This window comes from Paenibacillus tepidiphilus (genome assembly GCF_008635795.1).
In the GTDB taxonomy this organism is placed as follows: Bacteria; Bacillota; Bacilli; order Paenibacillales; family Paenibacillaceae; genus Paenibacillus_AQ; species Paenibacillus_AQ tepidiphilus.
Genome location: NZ_VWRQ01000008.1, coordinates 170,354 through 187,991 on the forward strand (window position 1 = coordinate 170,354; position 17,638 = coordinate 187,991).

At 58.3% G+C, this 17,638-nt stretch carries 14 protein-coding genes; 8 read left to right on the forward strand and 6 right to left on the reverse strand.

The features are described 5' to 3' along the window. Positions 1–71: 71 nt before the first annotated feature. Together F1379_RS12695 and F1379_RS12700 are read right to left on the reverse strand one after the other, a co-directional pair. Positions 72–1,766 (reverse strand): ATP-binding cassette domain-containing protein, encoded by a 1,695-nt coding sequence (locus F1379_RS12695; RefSeq protein WP_150270100.1) that lies wholly within the window; start codon positions 1,764–1,766, stop codon positions 72–74. Then, positions 1,763–2,575 (reverse strand): ATP-binding cassette domain-containing protein, encoded by an 813-nt coding sequence (locus F1379_RS12700; protein ID WP_150270102.1) that lies wholly within the window; start codon positions 2,573–2,575, stop codon positions 1,763–1,765. Before F1379_RS12700 ends, F1379_RS12695 begins: the two co-directional genes overlap by 4 nt. A gap of 201 nt (positions 2,576–2,776) precedes the next feature. Here F1379_RS12700 and F1379_RS12705 point away from each other — a divergent pair, with 201 nt between their 5' ends. Then, positions 2,777–3,382, forward strand: coding sequence for a biotin transporter BioY (locus tag F1379_RS12705; protein ID WP_150270104.1), 606 nt, complete (start codon positions 2,777–2,779; stop codon positions 3,380–3,382). A gap of 78 nt (positions 3,383–3,460) precedes the next feature. Here the strand turns inward: F1379_RS12705 and F1379_RS12710 are convergent, their stop codons facing one another. Continuing rightward, complete coding sequence (locus F1379_RS12710; RefSeq protein WP_150270106.1) at positions 3,461–4,936, reverse strand: alpha-amylase; 1,476 nt, start codon at positions 4,934–4,936, stop codon at positions 3,461–3,463. Between the two features lie 18 nt (positions 4,937–4,954). Beyond that, on the reverse strand, positions 4,955–5,797 hold the full coding sequence (locus F1379_RS12715) for a DUF72 domain-containing protein (protein WP_150270108.1): 843 nt from the start codon (positions 5,795–5,797) through the stop codon (positions 4,955–4,957). Positions 5,798–6,026: 229 nt separating this feature from the next. Between F1379_RS12715 and F1379_RS12720 the strand changes: the two genes are divergently transcribed. Next, positions 6,027–6,884, forward strand: coding sequence for an MBL fold metallo-hydrolase (locus tag F1379_RS12720; RefSeq protein ID WP_239004653.1), 858 nt, complete (start codon positions 6,027–6,029; stop codon positions 6,882–6,884). Between the two features lie 119 nt (positions 6,885–7,003). Here the strand turns inward: F1379_RS12720 and F1379_RS12725 are convergent, their stop codons facing one another. Next, positions 7,004–8,599 (reverse strand): histidine kinase N-terminal 7TM domain-containing diguanylate cyclase, encoded by a 1,596-nt coding sequence (locus F1379_RS12725; protein ID WP_162551150.1) that lies wholly within the window; start codon positions 8,597–8,599, stop codon positions 7,004–7,006. Positions 8,600–9,030: 431 nt separating this feature from the next. Between F1379_RS12725 and F1379_RS12730 the strand changes: the two genes are divergently transcribed. The 6 genes from F1379_RS12730 to F1379_RS12755 all read left to right on the forward strand — a co-directional run bounded on the left by F1379_RS12730 (position 9,031) and on the right by F1379_RS12755 (position 15,728). Continuing rightward, the gene (locus tag F1379_RS12730) at positions 9,031–9,813 is read left to right on the forward strand and encodes an ABC transporter ATP-binding protein (protein ID WP_150270113.1); all 783 of its coding nucleotides are present in this window, start codon (positions 9,031–9,033) and stop codon (positions 9,811–9,813) included. Positions 9,814–9,816: 3 nt separating this feature from the next. After that, entirely contained in the window at positions 9,817–10,629 is an 813-nt protein-coding gene (locus F1379_RS12735) for an ABC transporter permease (protein ID WP_150270115.1), read from the forward strand. After that, a complete protein-coding gene (locus tag F1379_RS12740) occupies positions 10,626–11,492 on the forward strand; it encodes an ABC transporter permease (protein ID WP_239004654.1) in 867 nt (288 codons plus the stop codon). The genes F1379_RS12735 and F1379_RS12740 overlap by 4 nt, the downstream gene beginning before the upstream one ends. A gap of 144 nt (positions 11,493–11,636) precedes the next feature. Beyond that, positions 11,637–12,752, forward strand: a complete 1,116-nt coding sequence (locus F1379_RS12745) for an ABC transporter substrate-binding protein (RefSeq protein WP_239004655.1) — start codon at positions 11,637–11,639, stop codon at positions 12,750–12,752. A 124-nt stretch (positions 12,753–12,876) separates the two neighbouring features. Beyond that, the gene (locus tag F1379_RS12750) at positions 12,877–14,343 is read left to right on the forward strand and encodes a CoA-acylating methylmalonate-semialdehyde dehydrogenase (RefSeq protein WP_150270117.1); all 1,467 of its coding nucleotides are present in this window, start codon (positions 12,877–12,879) and stop codon (positions 14,341–14,343) included. 17 nt (positions 14,344–14,360) lie between these two features. After that, on the forward strand, positions 14,361–15,728 hold the full coding sequence (locus F1379_RS12755) for an aspartate aminotransferase family protein (RefSeq protein ID WP_150270119.1): 1,368 nt from the start codon (positions 14,361–14,363) through the stop codon (positions 15,726–15,728). On the opposite strand, the gene F1379_RS12760 is transcribed toward F1379_RS12755, so the two are convergent. After that, positions 15,694–17,382 (reverse strand): PucR family transcriptional regulator, encoded by a 1,689-nt coding sequence (locus F1379_RS12760; RefSeq protein ID WP_150270121.1) that lies wholly within the window; start codon positions 17,380–17,382, stop codon positions 15,694–15,696. The genes F1379_RS12755 and F1379_RS12760 overlap by 35 nt on opposite strands. Positions 17,383–17,638 lie beyond the last annotated feature (256 nt).

A 17,638-nucleotide genomic window follows, 5' to 3' on the forward strand; every position in this document is an offset into this window, starting at 1 on the left:
AGGGCGCCTCAGCCGTGAGGGCGCCCTCTTTGCTCATTGCAGCCATCCCCGCACATCGCAGCTATCCCTGCTCAACCCAGCCATCCCCTGCTGGCCAGAGAGCACCACCATAGCCCGGCGGCTGTCAGCACAACAATAAGCAGTGCAGCCGTATCCCGGCTGCGCCAATTCAACTGGACAGCCGTACTGCGCGGCTTGTCCGGGTCATAGCCGCGCGATTCAACAGCCGTGGACAGCTCATCGCCCATAGCGATAGCCATGATGAGCATGGGGACCATCAGCATGGTTATTTGCCGCGGATTCCAGTGACCCCGGCCGTCCGTGCGCGGGCCGCGCGAGCTTAGCGCAAGCTGCAGCCGGCCCAGTCTGTCCAGAATCCAGGGGACGAATTGCAGGGTGACGGTTACGGCTAGCGACCAATTGCGGGTACGCACGCCCAGCCTCCGCAGCGGAGCAATGGCCCACTCCAGCCCTTCCCGCAGCGGTGCTCCGGTGGTGGTCTCGGTGAACAGGAACCCCAGCGCGAGCAGCAGCAGGAACCGCAGCACGCTTAAGCCGCCGCGCTGCAGCGCCTCAAGACTGAATCCGAGCGGGCCCCATGCATAATCCGGCGTGCTCCAGTCCATACCGGATACAATCCAGATGAACAGAAACATGAACACGAACGGGCGGAAGAAGCGGAGCACCCGCCTGCGCGGGATGCCTGCCGAGCGGAGAAGCAGGGCGATCAGCGCCGCTGTCAGCAGCAGCGGCAGCAGTGTCCGCATTCCCAGCAGGGTCAGGGAGCCGAGAGCCATTCCCAGCCACTTGACGCGCGGGTCCAGGCTCCGCCAGCCGGTAGGTACGGGTGCGTGTGCGGGCTCCGGTACCGTATCTGAACTAGGGCTCAGCGCAGCAGCCCCAGGGTCTGCCGCCCTGGCCTTTACGCCCGCAGCACCCGGTACCTGCAGCTCCTCAGCTACAGGTGCCGGGAGGGCCTGCCCGGCCAGGTCGGCCAGCAGCTCTTCCACAGCCGCCGGCATCCGCTCCAGCCGTCCGCGCTGTACGAGCCGCTGCGCGATGCGCGCCCAGGCCGGCGGCTCCAGGCCGGCCGCGCTTAATATGCGGGCATCCGCCAGCAGCGGTGCCGCCGGGCCGTCGTAGTGGACAGCTCCCTGCTTCATGACGATGACCTGATCCGCCAGATGCAGGAAGCTGTCCAGGTCATGAGTGGAGACAACAATCGTAACTCCGCTGCTCCGCAGTTCCTGCACCAGCTGGAGCAGCGCCTGGGCCGCCTGCGGGTCGAGGCCTGCCGTCGGTTCGTCCAGCAGCAGGAGACCCGGCGAGACGGCCAGCGCGCAGGCGATGCACAGCCGGCGCTGCTCGCCCCCGCTGAGCAGGAATGGGGAGCGTTCGGCGAACGTACCGTAAGGCAGGCCCACTCTCTCCAGGGCCCGGGAGATCAGGTCCTTACGCTGTTCCTTGGGCACACCGTGCCGGCCAAGGCCGTACTCGATCTCCTTGTGCACGCTGCCGGTGAAGAGCTGTGTCTCCGGCTGCTGAAATACAAGGGAGGGGATGTCTGGTGCAGCTGTTCCACGTTCAACGGTACCGCCGGCGGGTGGATACAGCCCGGCCAGCAGCCGGAGCAGGGTCGATTTGCCGCTGCCGGTCACGCCGCAGAGAACGGTCAATGTGCCGTCCTTAATCTCCAGCTGGATATCGCGCAGAACGGGATAGCCTGCCTCGTACCCGAAGTCTAGATGATCGGTCCGCAGACTCATAGAATCTCCTCCAGATCCCGCTCGCTGAGCGGCAGCAGGTGTACAGGCCAGCCCTGCGCCTGCAGCAATCTGCCGATCCGCACGGCGGTCGGAGGCTCCCAGCCCAGCTGCTCCGGCAGACTCGAGCTGTAGAAGAGGGTCCGCGGATCGCCGTCATAGAGCAGCCTGCCGCTCTGCATCACGCCGATCCGCGGGCTCTCCGCCAGCTCCTCCATCCGCTGCGTCACCCACAGTACACCCATCCCGCCAAGCCACAACTGGCGTGCGAGCCGCAGAATATCATTCCGTCCCGCCGGGTCCAGCATCGAAGTCGCCTCGTCGAAGATGATCATTTCCGGCTCCAGCGCCAGACAGCAGGCTATGGCCAGCCGCTGGCGCTCTCCGCCGGAGAGAGAGGCTACGGCGGCACCGGATTTATGGGCCAGTCCCACCTGCCCCAGCACCGCTTCAATCCGCTGCTTCATCTCCCCGTGTTCTACTCCACGGTTCTCCAGCCCGAAGGCGACGTCTTCGTAAGGCGTTGCGCCAACCGTCTGCGCCTCGGGATTCTGGAACACCAGCTGGATGCGGCGCTTGACCCTATTGCGGTTATCCGGAGAACGCATATCCAGTCCCGCGACGCTAAGGCTGCCGCTGTCCGGCAGGTTCAGACCGTTGAAGGTGCGGACCAAAGACGTTTTGCCGCAGCCGTTAGGACCCGTAAGCGCCATCCATTCTCCCTGTTTCATATGTATGGATATATCCTCATACACCGGCAGTCTGCGCTGGCCATCCCGGTGGGATAAGGATAATTGCTCCGCTCTGATCATTGTCCAATCCCACTTCCCTGACCTCAGGTCTTCAATAATTGCTCTTGATTATAGCAAGAACTAACGATTGATGCATCCGGAAGGGGATGGTATAGTGGTCCAAGAAGATTAGAGGCCTGCTTGAAATGATGCACACAGACGAACAGTACATACGGTTCACAGTAATCCTAATTTTGATAGACACGGGAGGTTACGCAAACGATGAACAGATGGACGACGCGGGGAGTGATTTTCAGCGCCTTGTTCGCCGGTATTATGATTGCCATGAGTTATTTCAAAATCGCACTGCCCATCTCCACCGTACCCATTACGCTCCAGACCCTGGCAGTGATGCTGGCGGGCTCCGTGCTCGGAGCGCGGTACGGCACGCTGGCCGTGCTGATCGTGATCGGGCTCTGTGCAGCGGGCTTTCCGGCGCTCGGCGGCAACGGGGGCATCGCCATGCTCTCCGGGTATACGGCGGGTTATATTCTTTCCTGGCCGTTCGCGGCACTCCTGATCGGACTTTGCGCAGAGCGGATTGGCAGCAAATACACCTTCGTGAAGCTGCTGGCTGTCAATTTTGTGTTCGGAGCGTTGCTGGTCTATCCTGCCGGCGTGTGGTGGTTGGCCCACTCCACCGGGATAAGCTCGCTTGGCCAGGCGCTCACGGCAGGGATGTGGCCCTTCCTGCCCGGAGACCTGCTGAAATCGGTATTGTGCGCGGCTGTAGTTACCGCCGTGTGGAAGGTCTATCCGATTAAGCGCATTTTGCAAAATGAGCGCAGCTCCTGGAGTAAAGAAGGAAGCTCCGGCGTGCGTTACTGATCCCTGCCTGATAACAGCACAAGAGGTGAACCGGAAGGCCTGGCGGCCTGCGGTTCACCTCTTGTTGCATTCACACGGTCAATCTTCGTTCTCGTCTTCGGCATCGGGGGCAGTCCATACGGACACGCTGCCTCCGTTGACAGGGAATACCGCCCAGCCTTCCTCATCAATCACGATACTATCGCCGCGGTTGCCGGTAACATCATACCAGCTCTCACCGGCCCGCTCCTCACCGACGAACATCCGCTTCTCACCCTCATCCCCGTTGGAGATGACCACGGCGCAGCCTGAGCCCGGGAATTCCGGAGCACCGCGCCGCACCCAGCCGATGGTGTTCGGATGGTCGAAGTAATCGTCCTGATCACCGTAAGCCTTGTGGTAACGGGCATACAGCAGCGGGTCGATCGCAGCTTTCTTGCCTTCTACCGGAACCGGGCCGCCGATGCCGTAGTAATCCCCGTAGAATACCACGGGATAGCCGTCACCGCGGAGCAGAATCAGCGCATAGGCAATTTGCTTGAACCAGTCACCGACCCAGGATTCCAGCGCTTCATGAGGCTGTGAGTCATGATTATCGACAAAGGTTACAGCATTGAGAGGATGAGTCTGGACCAGCGTATCGTCGAATATACGGGTAAGGTCGAAGCTCGCCCCTTCCAGCGCCGCCGTATAGAGCTTGTAATGCAGGGAAACGTCAAAGAGGTCGATCTGATAATCTACGGTGTTCAGAAATTCGCGGCAGGCCTCGAGATTCGAATTCCAGAATTCGCCGACAATATAGAAATCCTCTCCGCGTTTACGGGTCATTTCAGCGGCGAATTCTTTAACGAACTCATGGTTGATATGCTTGATGGCATCCAGCCGGTAGCCGCTGCATTGCAGTGTATCGACCAGCCATTTGCCCCACTCAATCATCTCCCGCTTCACTTCTTCATGGCTGTAATCAATGTTGGCGAACATCAGATAATCATAGTTGCCGAACTCATCGTCAACATTCGGGTTCCAGGCCTTGTTCTCTCCGGCGATCCGGAAGACGCCGGTCCGTCCTTCTCTGGCATCGTAATCCGTGCCGTTGAAATGCGTATGATCCCACTGGAAGGCGGAATACTGGCCTCCCCGGCCCGGGAAGGTGAACTTCGTCCACCCTTCAATCTCGAAGGGCTCAGAAATTTCCTTATTGCGGTCATTGGGATCAACCTCTATAACCTCGAACGCTTCGGTTTCGTCCGCCCCCGCCTTGTGGTTCATGACCAGATCGACATACACGGCAACCCCGTTCTTCATACATTCGGCAATCGCCTCGACCAGTTCTTCCTTCGTCCCGTATTTCGTGCGTACCGCACCCTTCTGGTCGAATTCGCCCAGATCGTACAGATCGTACACGCCGTAGCCCGTGTCCTCCGGATTGATGGCCTTGGTGACGGGCGGAACCCACACGGAATCAATGTACCCCGCCTTCAGCTCCGGAGCCATTTCGCGCAGCCGCTGCCAGTGTTTGCCGTCCGGAGCAACATGCCACTCGAAAAACTGCATCATCGTATGATTCCTTTTCATGGTTAGCCCTCCACTCTGTCAAAATAGGTCCAGCTGCAGCGGTGCGAGCCCGCCCTCAATGTCCAGCATGGACATCAGCTCCTTGGCATTGTCCGTGGCGTCTCCGCCGGAATTGTTGTTAAAGACAACATAAAGCTCGCGGCAGCTCTTCTCCAGCTCCAGCAGGCGGTCCCGCCACTCCGTGAGCTCCTCGGTGCTGTAGCTGTACAAATAACGGAGCTTGCGCCAATTGGGATCGCTGCTCTGATTCCAGCCCCCGGCATTGCGGCCGTGCAGCCGCACATAAGTCATGTCCGGATGGGTAGCCACCGGAACAACCGGAATGGAGCCGGTACCCGCCTGCGGCTCATCAGCTACCGTATGAATCCAGCCCTCCTTCTCCAGAAATTGGAGGGTCCGCTCGCGCATGCCGTCCTCATACCAGGAACGGTTGCGGAACTCAACCGCAGAGGGTACGCCGAGCATTCGTTCCTTCGTCTCGCGCAGCAGGTCTACGTTGTCGCGGCTACAGTCGAACCAGGGCGGATACTGGAAGAGGACCAGGGCCAGCTTCCCTGTAGCCTGCAGCGGCTCGATAGAGGTGTGGAATGCCTGGTACATTTCCTCCGGAGTATCGTAGTAGTTCTTTTTGCCCCGTAAATGTCCGGTCATGCCCTGATATGCCTTGACGATGAACCGGAAATCCTCAGGCGTCTGGGAAGCCCATTTCGCGTAATTGCGGACCGGCTGCACCGCATAGAAAGAACTGTCGATCTCCACAATGGGAAAATGGGCGCTGTATGTAGGCAAGCGTTCAGCCGGTTTGATTTTGCCGTACAATTCCTCGTGGTCTCCGAAGCCGGTAAGCCCGATCTTGATCATATAGAGGCACCTTCCTTTCCTTCATGGGCTCACGGCAGCCTGCGTTCAGCTAACACATATATAAACTGAAAAGCCGTGTTCACAAACAAGGGGGATTGCCCTGCTCCCGAAAATTAAGGCAAAATGGGAGAGAGCATGTTTGGTGCCAGGCGCAGAATTATACTGTATGGGTGCTTTATCACCAAAAGAAAGCGGCGATATACTTCCTTAATGAAGGGATTTGAGAAATGTGGAGCATCGGTTTGAACAGCTTACCCCCCATATCCTGCTGATGCATGCAGAGCATGAGACGGACCGGCCTGTACTCGCGGCAATTCTGGGCAGGGAGCGCACGCTGCTGATGGACGGGGGGAATTCTCCGGCTCATGCCCGGCTGTTCCAGGAGGAGCTGGCCAGACGCGGCTTGAGGCAGCCTGACCTTATGGCACTGACTCATTGGCACTGGGATCACTCCTTCGGGATGTCCGCCTGGAAGGTGCCGGTGATGGCGCATGAAGCCGCAGCGGACACCCTTGCCGGGCTATCCGGCCTGGACTGGTCGGACGAGTGTCTGGACCGGCTGGTGGCGTCACAGACGATCAGCGATGCCAGCAGGAAGCATATCTGTCTGGAGTACGGGGAACAGCGGGAGATCCGAATTGTGCCGCCGGATATTGTATTCACCGATAGGCTGACGGTGCATTTGGGCGGAGTATCCTGCGAGCTGGTGCATGTGGGAGGTGATCATTCGCCTGACTCTTGCATTTTGTATGTCAAAGAGGACAAGACGCTCTTCCTCGGCGATGCCCTCGGACCGGCGGTCTACGGCGGACCGCGGCGTTATAACGGCGCCCGGTTCCTGCGGCTGCTGGAGACAGTATACGCCTATGAGGCGGACTGGTTCGTGGAATCGCACGGAGTGCCGATGAACCGCCGCGAGTTTACGGCTGATCTGGCTCCGTGGGAGCAGCTTGCCCGGCTGGCCTGCATACATGGTAGCGACCGGGAGCGGATGATCGCCGGGATGCGCGATTATCTGGGTGCGGAGGAAGTGCCTGCGGACCTGCTGGAGGGAGTGGAGTATTTCATTGCCGGAGCCGGGATTTGAGCTTTGCGGCTGCCAAGAGCCCGGAATAACCCGGTATTACCCATAAAAAGCCCTGCCTCCCCGGATACCGGAACGAAGCAGGGCTTTTGGTTTATGATCGCAATTGTTTCCGCTGAACTCTAGCCGTTGTTAGTGAAATGTACGATGGCATCTCCCCTGTACAAGTGGACGGCATTACGGCCGTTCCTTTTGGAGCTGTAGAGGGCGTGGTCAGCTTCGGACAGCATTTCCTCGAGAGCGGGATATTCGCGGCGGGCCTCCACGACTCCGAAGCTGGCGGTCACATGGATGGCTCCGGACATCGTGTAAAGCGGGCTGTGTTCTATATCCTGGCGGATGGCTTCCGCAAGCATGGCCGCATCCTTCAGGGAAATTCCCGGCAGGCAGAGCACGAATTCCTCTCCCCCGTACCGCCCGAAGATATCCCCTGCGCGGAGGTGCCGGCCACAGACGGCGGTGATGTGCTGGAGTGCCAGGTCCCCGTATTGATGCCCGTAGCGGTCATTAATGCTTTTGAAGAAGTCGATGTCCAGCAGGATGATCGAGAGCGGCGTCCGGGTACGCTTGGCCTCTTCCAGCAGCCCACGGCTGCGCTCCACGAAATGGGTACGGTTATAAATACCGGTCAGACTGTCCACCGTAGCCAGCTGGAGCAGCTTCTCCTGCAGCAATCTGCGCTCGGTTACATCGATCAGCACAATCATCCGGCCGGCATATTCCCGGTTATGATTCTGTACCGGCGAGGACCGGACCTGATAATAATACGTTTCTTCGCCCCGCTGCCAGGCCAGCTCGCGCTCCCCGCTGACGAGCGGATCGGAATGCATAACATATTCCACGGCCTCGGCGCCGGCGGGCAGGAACAGCTGCGCGAGCGAGTGTCCGATGGCCGGAGAGCCCAGACCCTCCAGCATTTCCGTGGCCGCCCGGTTGTAATCGACCAGCAAATCGGCCCGGTCGACGACGAGCACCCCGTCGCGCATGCTGGCGAACAGATTCTCGCGGGCAATCGGAGCCGCAGTAAGCATGCCCCGGGAGAGGATGGCCCAAATATAAAGCGATGAGGTTATGCTCATAATGATCGGCACGGGGTCCATGCCGTAGGGAGTGCTGTCGATCAGATAGAGGAAGGCGCCCAGGGCCGGCAGGAACTGTCCGATGAAAATAGTGGTCATCTGCCGCATATAGCCGAGCTTCATCCGGTTCCACTGCCATAAAATCAGGATCATACCGGCCAGCATGCAGCCAAAGGTCATACTGCCCTGGACAATATACCAGGGGCCCATCACGACATCGACCAGCGGCCGGGGTGCACCTTCCCGGAAATGCATGGATTGGTAATAGAGATGATGCAGGTCATTGGTCCATACCAGCACTGTGGTTATACAGGGGACGGAATAGAGCACGGTCAAGAGCTTCCTGCCTACCAGACGGTCCAGACCGACGAAGTACATAATCATAATCAGGCCGGACGGTGCGATAAACGGCATCCCCAGATATTCTACCTTGATCCAGAAGCTGATTTCCTGCATGGTGCTGCCCGAAAGCTCCAGCGCGAAGCCGAAGATATACACCGCCGAGGCGGCGGAGCTGAGAATGAACGCCTTGATTCCGGCGAAATCGGACTTTTTATAGTAGGCGAAGAGCGCCAGCAGCGCATTCAGCACGCCCGAGATGGAGACGACCACGATATAATTCGAAATCAGCGAATTCATTGGGGCAGCCTCCATGTCGGAAAGCCGGCAGATTCAACGTCCGGATGCAGGGACAGCGGCGGCACAGATGGCTTTGAACCGTTATTATAAGCATCGAACATAGTCGAAATAGTCTCCTATTTTAGTAAGAATGTTGATTAAATAGTATCACAAATTGCTATAGATAACATTCGGTATTCCACGGGCACAGAAACCGGAGGTTAATCTTTATATCGGCATTTTGCCGGAAGTTTGACACCATGCACTGGCGGGCTAGACAAAATGACGAAATATCCGGAATGCAATCTTACGATTTGTCTAATGAGTGTCTATAGTGCAGCGTGTAACATGTTAGTTAACACTACACGAAGTAAAAAATCAGCAACTATGATGGTACTTGTGTTATTTTATATAACATAAAACGAACAACACTTCTAAAGGGGGAGCTGAACATGTCACTCTTAACGGCAGGCATTCCTGAAATTCAGCTGGAAAACGTCGAGATGCGCTATCGGGCGGAGGCGGCCGATGTGCTGGCGCTGCATCAGGTTACCCTTGATATTGCCAAAGGAGAGTTTGTATCGCTCCTGGGTCCTTCCGGCTGCGGCAAAACAACACTGCTGAGACTGATGGCGGATTTGCTGGCGCCCACCGGCGGCAATGTAACAGTCGCCGGCAAAAGCGCAAAGGAAGCCAGACTAGCCCGGAAATACGGCATTGTCTTTCAAAGTCCCGTGCTTTATGACTGGCGGAAGGTGAAGCATAACATTACGCTGCCGCTGGAGCTAATGGGTGTCAAGAAATCGGTCCGTGAGGAGAAGGCGCTGGAGCTGCTTGAACTGGTAGGTCTTCAGGGCTTTGCCGACAAATATCCCTGGCAGCTCAGCGGAGGCATGCAGCAGCGTGTAGCGATTGCCCGGGCGCTCTCCATGGAGCCGGAAATTCTGCTGATGGATGAGCCGTTCTCCGCGCTGGATGAATTTACCCGCGAACGGCTGAATGAAGAGCTGCTGGCGGTATGGGCCAAGGTGCGCAGTACCATTGTGTTCGTGACCCACAGCATTCCGGAATCGATCTTCCTCTCCGACAGGGTGTTTGTGCTCTCCCCTCATCCGGGGCGGCTGTCAGCCGTCGTGGATATTCCGCTGCCGCGCCCGCGTACGGCGGAGATGCGGAACAGTCCGCAATTCTTCGAGCTCATCGCCCGCATCCGTGGCAGCTTCGAAGGGGTGTAGCCGATGAGAGGGCAACATTCGCTGCTGCGCAGCCGGGCATTGCCGCTCGCGGTATGGGCTCTAGGTCTCCTGCTCGTATGGGAGGGGGGCTCCTGGCTGCTGCTGCATGCCGCCAAGGTCCCGCTGGCCCAGTCCAAGCTGCCGTATGTCCATGAAGTCGCCGCCACCTTATGGAGGTACAGTGGCACGCTGCTGAAGGAAGGCGGCGCTACCTTCGGCAACGCCGGGGTGGGGTTCTTGCTCGGCGCGGCTGCAGGGGCGGCTCTGGCGATACTGATGAGCCTTTCGAGGACGATTGAACGGCTTGCTTTTCCGTATGCGGTGGCTTCGCAGATGATCCCGATTCTCGGGCTGGCGCCGATCATCTATGGCATTGTCCGGGACGAACAGATATCCCGCATCATTATCTCCGGGTATATCACCTTCTTTCCGGTCTCGCTCAATATGCTGCGCGGCCTGCGCAGCGTCGATCCTCCGGCGGTAGAGCTGATGCATTCCTATGCAGCGAAGCCGTGGGCGGTTTACTGGAAGCTGCGATTGCCGGCCTCGCTCCCGGGGCTGTTCAGCGGGCTGAAGATTGCTGCACCGCTTGCGGTTACGGGTGCTATTCTGGTGGAGCTGATGGGCGCGCAGCACGGGATCGGCGTCATTATGCTGCGCAATCTGTATTACGGTCCATCCCATACGTATATGTTCTGGTCCACCGTAATCGTCGGCGCTTTGCTCGGCATGGCCAGTTACTGGCTGATGAGCCTGATTGAACGGCTGGTATCGCCGTGGCAGCCGGAGTTCCGGCCGAAAGGAGGCGCCAGATGATGGAAGGTTCCTCTGCAACATCTCTTATAACAACGGGTAATGAAGTTTCCCTTACCAAGTCGGAATCTGATTATCCGCGTTCCTCCCGCCGTCACCGCAAGCTCCTCAGTCCTGCGGTGTGGCTGCCCCTGCTGGCCGGTGTCCTGTTTCTGGCGATGTGGGAGCTGCAGCTGTTCCATAAGCTATTCGATCTGAAGAAGTACCAGCTGCCGCTGCCTTCGGCAATTTATGAAGCGATGCGCGATAACTTCAGCCTGCTGCTGTCCTACACGGGATATACACTCGCCGAGGCGGTTCTGGGCATGCTGATCGGCTCAGCGTGCGGCTTTGTTGTTGCTCTGGCGGCCACGGCCTGGCCGCGCTGGGGCGGCGGCAGCCTGACGCTGGTGGCCGCTCTGAACGCCGTGCCGATCGTGGCGCTGGCACCGATCATGAACCTGTGGTTCGGCGACGGTATCGGGTCGCGCGCCGCCATTGTGACGGCAACGACCATGGCGGCGATGGCAATCAACGCCTATAAGGGCATGTCGGCGGTCGATCCGCTGGCCCTGGATCTGATGCATTCCTATGCCGCCGGGAAGAAGGAGGTCTTCCGGTATCTCCGCATCAAGAACAGCCTGCCGTATGTATTCACGGCGCTGAAGATCAATACAACGGCCAGTATGATCGGAGCGATCGTCGGTGAGTTCTTCTTTTCCTCCCGGGGGCTTGGCTACCTGCTCTCCAATTCAATCAAAGTGGCCAAAATGCCGCTCGGCTGGTCCTGCATCGTACTGGCAGCCATCGCAGGTGTCTTGTTCTATCTGATCGTTGAGCGGCTGGAAAAAGTGTTCATCAAGTGGCATTCCTCGCAGCGTGCGTAGTGTCCATATATCCGGTGAATCCGGCAGCTGCGGCGGTGGAAGACAGAGAGGAGCCGCCCGGCAGCCGTGTGCATACAGCATCAGGACAGTCAGCAGGTGCATTTGATTCCGAACAACTAACTAAATTGGGTAGGGGGAGTTGCAATGATGAATGGTTTAAAAAGGTCGCCGCGCGGCGTAATGCTCCTGGCGGCAATGGTTCTGGTGCTCTCGCTGCTGGCAGGCTGCGGAGGGAATGGCAATGGCAATAACGGCGGGACTGAGGCGGAAGCGAATGCGAATGCTTCCGGCACGGAGGCGTCCAATGCGCCGGCAAGTGCAGAACCGGCTGCGGAGCCGGTAAAGGTTAAGCTTCAGCTGAAATGGGTGCCCCAGGCACAGTTTGCCGGTTACTTCCTGGCCAAAGATAAAGGTTATTACGCTGAGGAAGGGCTTGATGTCGAAATTCTGCCCGGCGGTCCGGACATCGTGCCGGAGCAGCAGGTAGCCGGCGGTACGGCCGACATCGGCGTGGACTGGGTTGCGAGTCTCCTGACCAGCCAGGAGCAGGAGATGCCGCTGGTGCAGATTGCCCAGATCTTCCAGAAGAGCGGTCTGGTGCTGGTGTCCAAGAAGGAAGCGGGCATTAACGGCCCGGCGGATCTGAAGGGCAAGAAGGTCGGCAACTGGATGGGCGGCAACGAGTTCGAAGTGCTGGCACTGTTCGATAAATACCAGCTGGATTCCAATAAGGACCTGAATTTCACGAAGCAGGGCTTTACCATGGACCAGTTCCTCGGCGGTGAAATCGACGCAGCATCGGCCATGACCTACAACGAATATCAGGTGGTGCTGGAATCGGGCATCAAGGCCGAAGAGCTGAACGTCATCGACATGAACGATGAGGGCGTGGCGATGCTGGAGGATAACCTGTTCGCCAACAGAGACTGGCTTGAGGACAATAAGGAGACAGCGGCCAAGTTCGTCCGTGCTTCGCTGAAGGGCTGGCAGGATGCCATCGCCGATCCCGAAGCGGCAGTGGACAGTGTGATGAAGCTGGCCGAGGAAGGCAGTACCAGCCGCGAGCACCAGCTGACCATGATGACCGAGGTCGCCAAGCTTATTCAGCCGGAGGGCTTTGATGTCTCCAAGCTGGGCTATACTGATGCGGCAGCCTTCCAGCAAACCGCTGACATCGCCCTGAAATTCGGAGTGATCAAGGAAGCGGCCAATATCGAAGAGGCTTATACCAATGAGATTGTGGAGCTGGCGGCGCAATAAGGGGTCTGCTCAAGCTCTCTTGAAATCAGCAGTTCCATACATGTTGTTCTTCATAGATGGCCGCCTGTTCCTGGCGGTCATCTATCGTAATCGGCGGTAAAATCTATGTTTCAAGGAGGTGCAGATGGTGTCCCTACTTGCGGGTCAGACGGCGATAGTCCGGAATTATGTAGGCGGCGTGTGGGTGGAATCAACATCCGGGCGTACGGAGGAAGTAGTGAACCCGGCCACGGGTGAGGTCATTGCGCAGGTGCCGCTGTCCGGCCGCAGGGAGCTGGATGATGCGGTGCGTGCGGCGGCGGAGGCTTATGTAACGTGGAAAAGAGTCCCTGTTCCCAGGCGGGCGCGTTATTTCTTCCAGTACCAGCAGCTGCTGGTGGAGCACTGGGAGGAGCTGGCCGGACTTATCACGCTTGAGAACGGCAAAAGCCTGGAGGAAGCAATGGGTGAGGTGCAGCGGGGGATCGAATGCGTGGAATTCGCCTCCGGTATACCGTCGCTGATGATGGGCAGCCAGCTCCCGGATATCGCAGGCGGGATTGAATCCGGCATGTACCGCTATCCGCTGGGTGTCATCGGCGGAATCGCTCCATTTAACTTCCCGATGATGGTGCCCTGCTGGATGTTCCCGCTGGCCGTGGCTTGCGGCAACACCTTTGTCATGAAGCCCTCGGAGCGTACGCCGCTGCTGATGAACCGGCTGGCCGAGCTGTTCGCGGAGGCGGGCTTTCCGCCGGGGGTTCTGAATGTGGTGCACGGCGCACATGAGGTGGTCAATGGATTGCTGGATCATGCAGAGGTCAAGGCGGTCTCCTTCGTCGGCTCACAGCCGGTAGCGGAATACGTCTACAGACAGGGGGCGGCGCACGGCAAACGGGTGCAGGCGCTGGCCGGAGCCAAGAATCACTCCATTGTCCTTCCCGATGCCGATCTGGATAATGCCGTGAAGAACATTACCGCCGCCGCCTTCGGCTCGGCCGGTGAGCGCTGCATGGCCTGTGCCGTGGTCGCTGTGCATGAGGGCATCGCCGACGAACTGGTGCGGCGGCTGCTGGAAGCAGCCGACGGGCTGAAGATCGGTGACGGCAGGGAGGATGGCGTCTTCCTCGGTCCGGTCATCCGTCAGGAGAACAAGGAACGCACGGTATCCTATATCGAGGCGGGGATTCGCGAGAATGCCGTACTGGTGCGAGACGGGCGACGGGATGCGGCGGCTGCGGGAGCGGGGTATTTCCTGGGGCCGACTATCTTTGATCATGTCCAGCCGGGGATGGCGATCTGGCGGGAGGAGATATTCGCGCCGCTGCTCTCGGTAGTGCGCGTCAAGGATCTGGCCGAAGCCATTGAGGTGACCAATCGTTCGCCATTCGCCAACGGCGCCTGCATCTATACCGACAGTGCCAAGGCGGTCCGTCAGTTCCGCGAGGAAATCGACGCCGGCATGCTCGGAGTCAACCTGGGCGTTCCTGCGCCGATGGCCTTCTTCCCGTTCTCCGGCTACAAGCAGTCCTTCTATGGAGACCTGCATGCCAACGGCCGTGACGGCGTGGAATTCTACACCCGCAAGAAAATGATTACTGCCCGTTATTGACGAGAGGAGAGAGGACCTTGCAAAGCCTGGAGAATGAAAGCAGATTGGCGATTGAGAAGGACCAGCGTTATTTGTGGCATAATATTACGCCTTACAGCGAGAAGAACCCGCCGCTAATCGCAGCATCGGCCAGCGGTTCATGGGTCACCGACATTGACGGGAACCGGTATCTGGACGGCATGTCGGGATTATGGTGCGTCAACGCAGGGTACGGGCGCAAGGAGCTGGCCGATGCGGCTTACCAGCAGCTGCTCAGCCTTCCCTATTTCCCGCTGACGCAGAGCCATATGCCGGCGATTGCCCTGGCCGAGAAGCTTAATGAATGGCTGGAGGGCGATTACGTCGTGTTCTTCTCGAACAGCGGCTCGGAAGCCAATGAGGCTGCCTTCAAAATCGCCCGCCAATATCATCAGCAGACCGGCCAGCATTACCGCCATAAGTTTATTGCCCGTTACCGGGGCTACCACGGCAGCTCGCTGGGTGCGCTGTCCGCCACCGGCCAGGCCCAGCGCAAATACAAATATGAGCCCTTGACCGGCGGCTTCCTGCACGTCGCTCCGCCGGACAGCTACCGCCGTCCGGCCGGGATGACCGTGGAGGAGTTCAACCTCCAATCCGCCGGGGCCATCGAGGATATGATCGTATGGGAAGGCGCTGAGACGGTTGCGGCGGTTATCATGGAGCCTGCGATTACCGGTGGCGGAGTTATTGTACCGCATCAGGTGTATCTTGACCGGGTGCAGGAAATCTGCCGGCGGCACGGCGTCCTGTTGATTATGGATGAAGTGATCTGCGGCTTCGGGCGCTCCGGGCGCAGGTTCGGCCATCATAATTATGGCGTGAAGCCGGACATCGTGACGATGGCCAAGGGACTGACCAGCGCTTATCTGCCGCTCTCGGCAACGGCGGTGCGCAAGGAGCTCTATGAGGCGTTCAAGGATACCAGCGATGAATACGGCCACTTCCGCCATGTCAACACCTTCGGCGGCAATCCGGCGGCTTGCGCTCTGGCGCTGCGCAACCTGCAGCTGCTTGAAGAAGAGGGACTGGTGGAACGCGCTGATGTCCTTGGGCGCAGGCTGGCCGGGGAGCTCGCCCCGCTCCTTACGCATAAGCTGGTCGGCGATATCCGCAGCTTTGGCCTGATGACCGGCATTGAACTGGTGGCAGATAAAGAAAGCAAGCAGCCGGCTCCCCTTGATGCCGTAAAAGGCGTGATTGCCGACTGCAAGGCCAGGGGTCTGATTATCGGGAAGAACGGCGATACGGTGGCGGGTTTCAACAATGTGCTGACCCTTGCACCGCCGCTGTCTTCTACCGATGAGGATATCCAGTTTATTACCGATACACTCAAAGCTGTGCTGAACGGGCGCTGGGCAGAGTAAGCTTGTCGGGGTACAGCAGCTGGTAGGCACGCAGGGCGACCTGTATGGAAATGCGGTTCTCCGGAAGCATGAAGTCTTCGCCCAGCAGCTCGGTAATTTTCTCAAGGCGGTAATACAGCGATTGCCTGACGATGAACAGATTACGGGCGGCGATTTGCTTGGAGCCGTCGTGATCCAGGAAGACGCGCAGCGTCAGCAGCAGCTCGCTGCCTTTGGACTTATCGTGGTCGATCAGCGGTCCGAGGTAGCTGCGGATAAAGTTCTCCAGTGTCTTGCCGTCGTTCAGGTTCAGCAGCAGCTGGAAGACGCCGAGCTCCTCATACAGCAGAACGGGCTTCTGATAACAAGAGTACAGCGACAATGCCTGCACCGCTTCCTGGTAACCGGCGTAGGCTTGCTTGAGCCCGCGGTGCGCTTTGCTGACGCCGATGACGAGCTGCAGATCCTTCAGCTTCTCGTCGGAGCGGATATGCAGGAGGGCATCCAGTGCCTGCTGCAGACGCAGCTTGCCGGGAAGCCTTGACTGGATATCGAGGGCGATAACGGTCAGGCGGTTATTCTTGAGGGTAATCAGGGGGCGCAGGGAGTACTTCTCGAAGATGGAGCGCAGGATGAGCGACAGATGGAAGGTGATCGATTCCCAGTCATTCTCCGGGCTGCTCCAGTGCACATCGCGGGGATTCTGAATCTCCACCAGGCATACCCTGTACGGCAGTTCGTTGACGACGTTGTAATCCGGTCCGACCAGGCTTTTGACGCGGCTGTCCTCTTCGATGCGGCCGCTGATCAGTTCATCTACCCACAGATTCTCCGAGAACAGCCTGCGCTCTTCCATATAACGGGTCCGCAGCAGCTCCTGGGCGATGGACAGAGAAGCGGAATCGAGCAGCAGGCAGTCAAATTCCTGCGGCTTGTGGTGAGTGACCATCAGAATATAAGCCCAGGTCTGATCCAGGGCGCCGACCGGCTTCAGGGCGACGGTCTTGTTCCGGAACTCGCGGAGGTAAGGTGCGGCATCCGGCTGGAGGTTCTCCGTCTCCTTGTCCAGCGATTCAAAGAATTGCAGCAGCGGAGCCTGCTCATCGGGCGGAAGCGCCGGAAAGAACAGCGGTTTGCCCTGCGGCTGGATGTAGACAATCTGTGTGCGGGTGCTTTTGCATAACAATTGCAGCACCTTGAGTGTCCCTTGGGAGGTCAGCGTCAGACGGTGGAATTCGCGGGAGATACTCTCCAGCTCCTGCAGCATGCGGTGGTGGCGGTTAATAATCAGGGAGTGCAGATCGAGTGTGATATCTACAAAGCGGACGGTACGGGTGAAGACAATCAGCGGAAAATCATGGGCATTGGCCAGATCGGTCATCTCCTGCGGAATGCTGCTGAAGTAGGTTCCCAGCTCAATGCACAGGCATGCGGCATTCTTCTCGATTAAATTCTGCATAAAGGTCAGGGCCGATGGCAGATCCGTGCTCATGCCTATGCCGGTTGTGAGAATCATCTCTTCCCCGTGAATCAGGCCGTCGAAGCCGGCGCTCTCCAGTACATGTACCCAGCGGATGGCCCGGCTCAAGCCGGCGCGGCCGCCGATGGCCTCGGCTTCTGCGAACAGCGGCCGCTTGAGTGCGTCGCGGATCGTCAATACAAGCTCCCAATCCATAAGCATCCCCCTCGCTCTTTCTCGTGTGATCAGGCTGCGAAAGGTCCTCTCCCGCAGGTAAAAAATACACATTTGAAATTAGACATTATGTCTAATGTATCGAAAAGCTGAAATGATATAGTTTGATTATAATGTAAGAATATATAACCTGATGGGATAGGGAGTGGCGCTGAACAGGAGGCATTAGGATCATTTTACTACATTGGCTCAGGAATGTAAGCAAGATATTAAGGCGATTTCTATAACTTATGTAAAT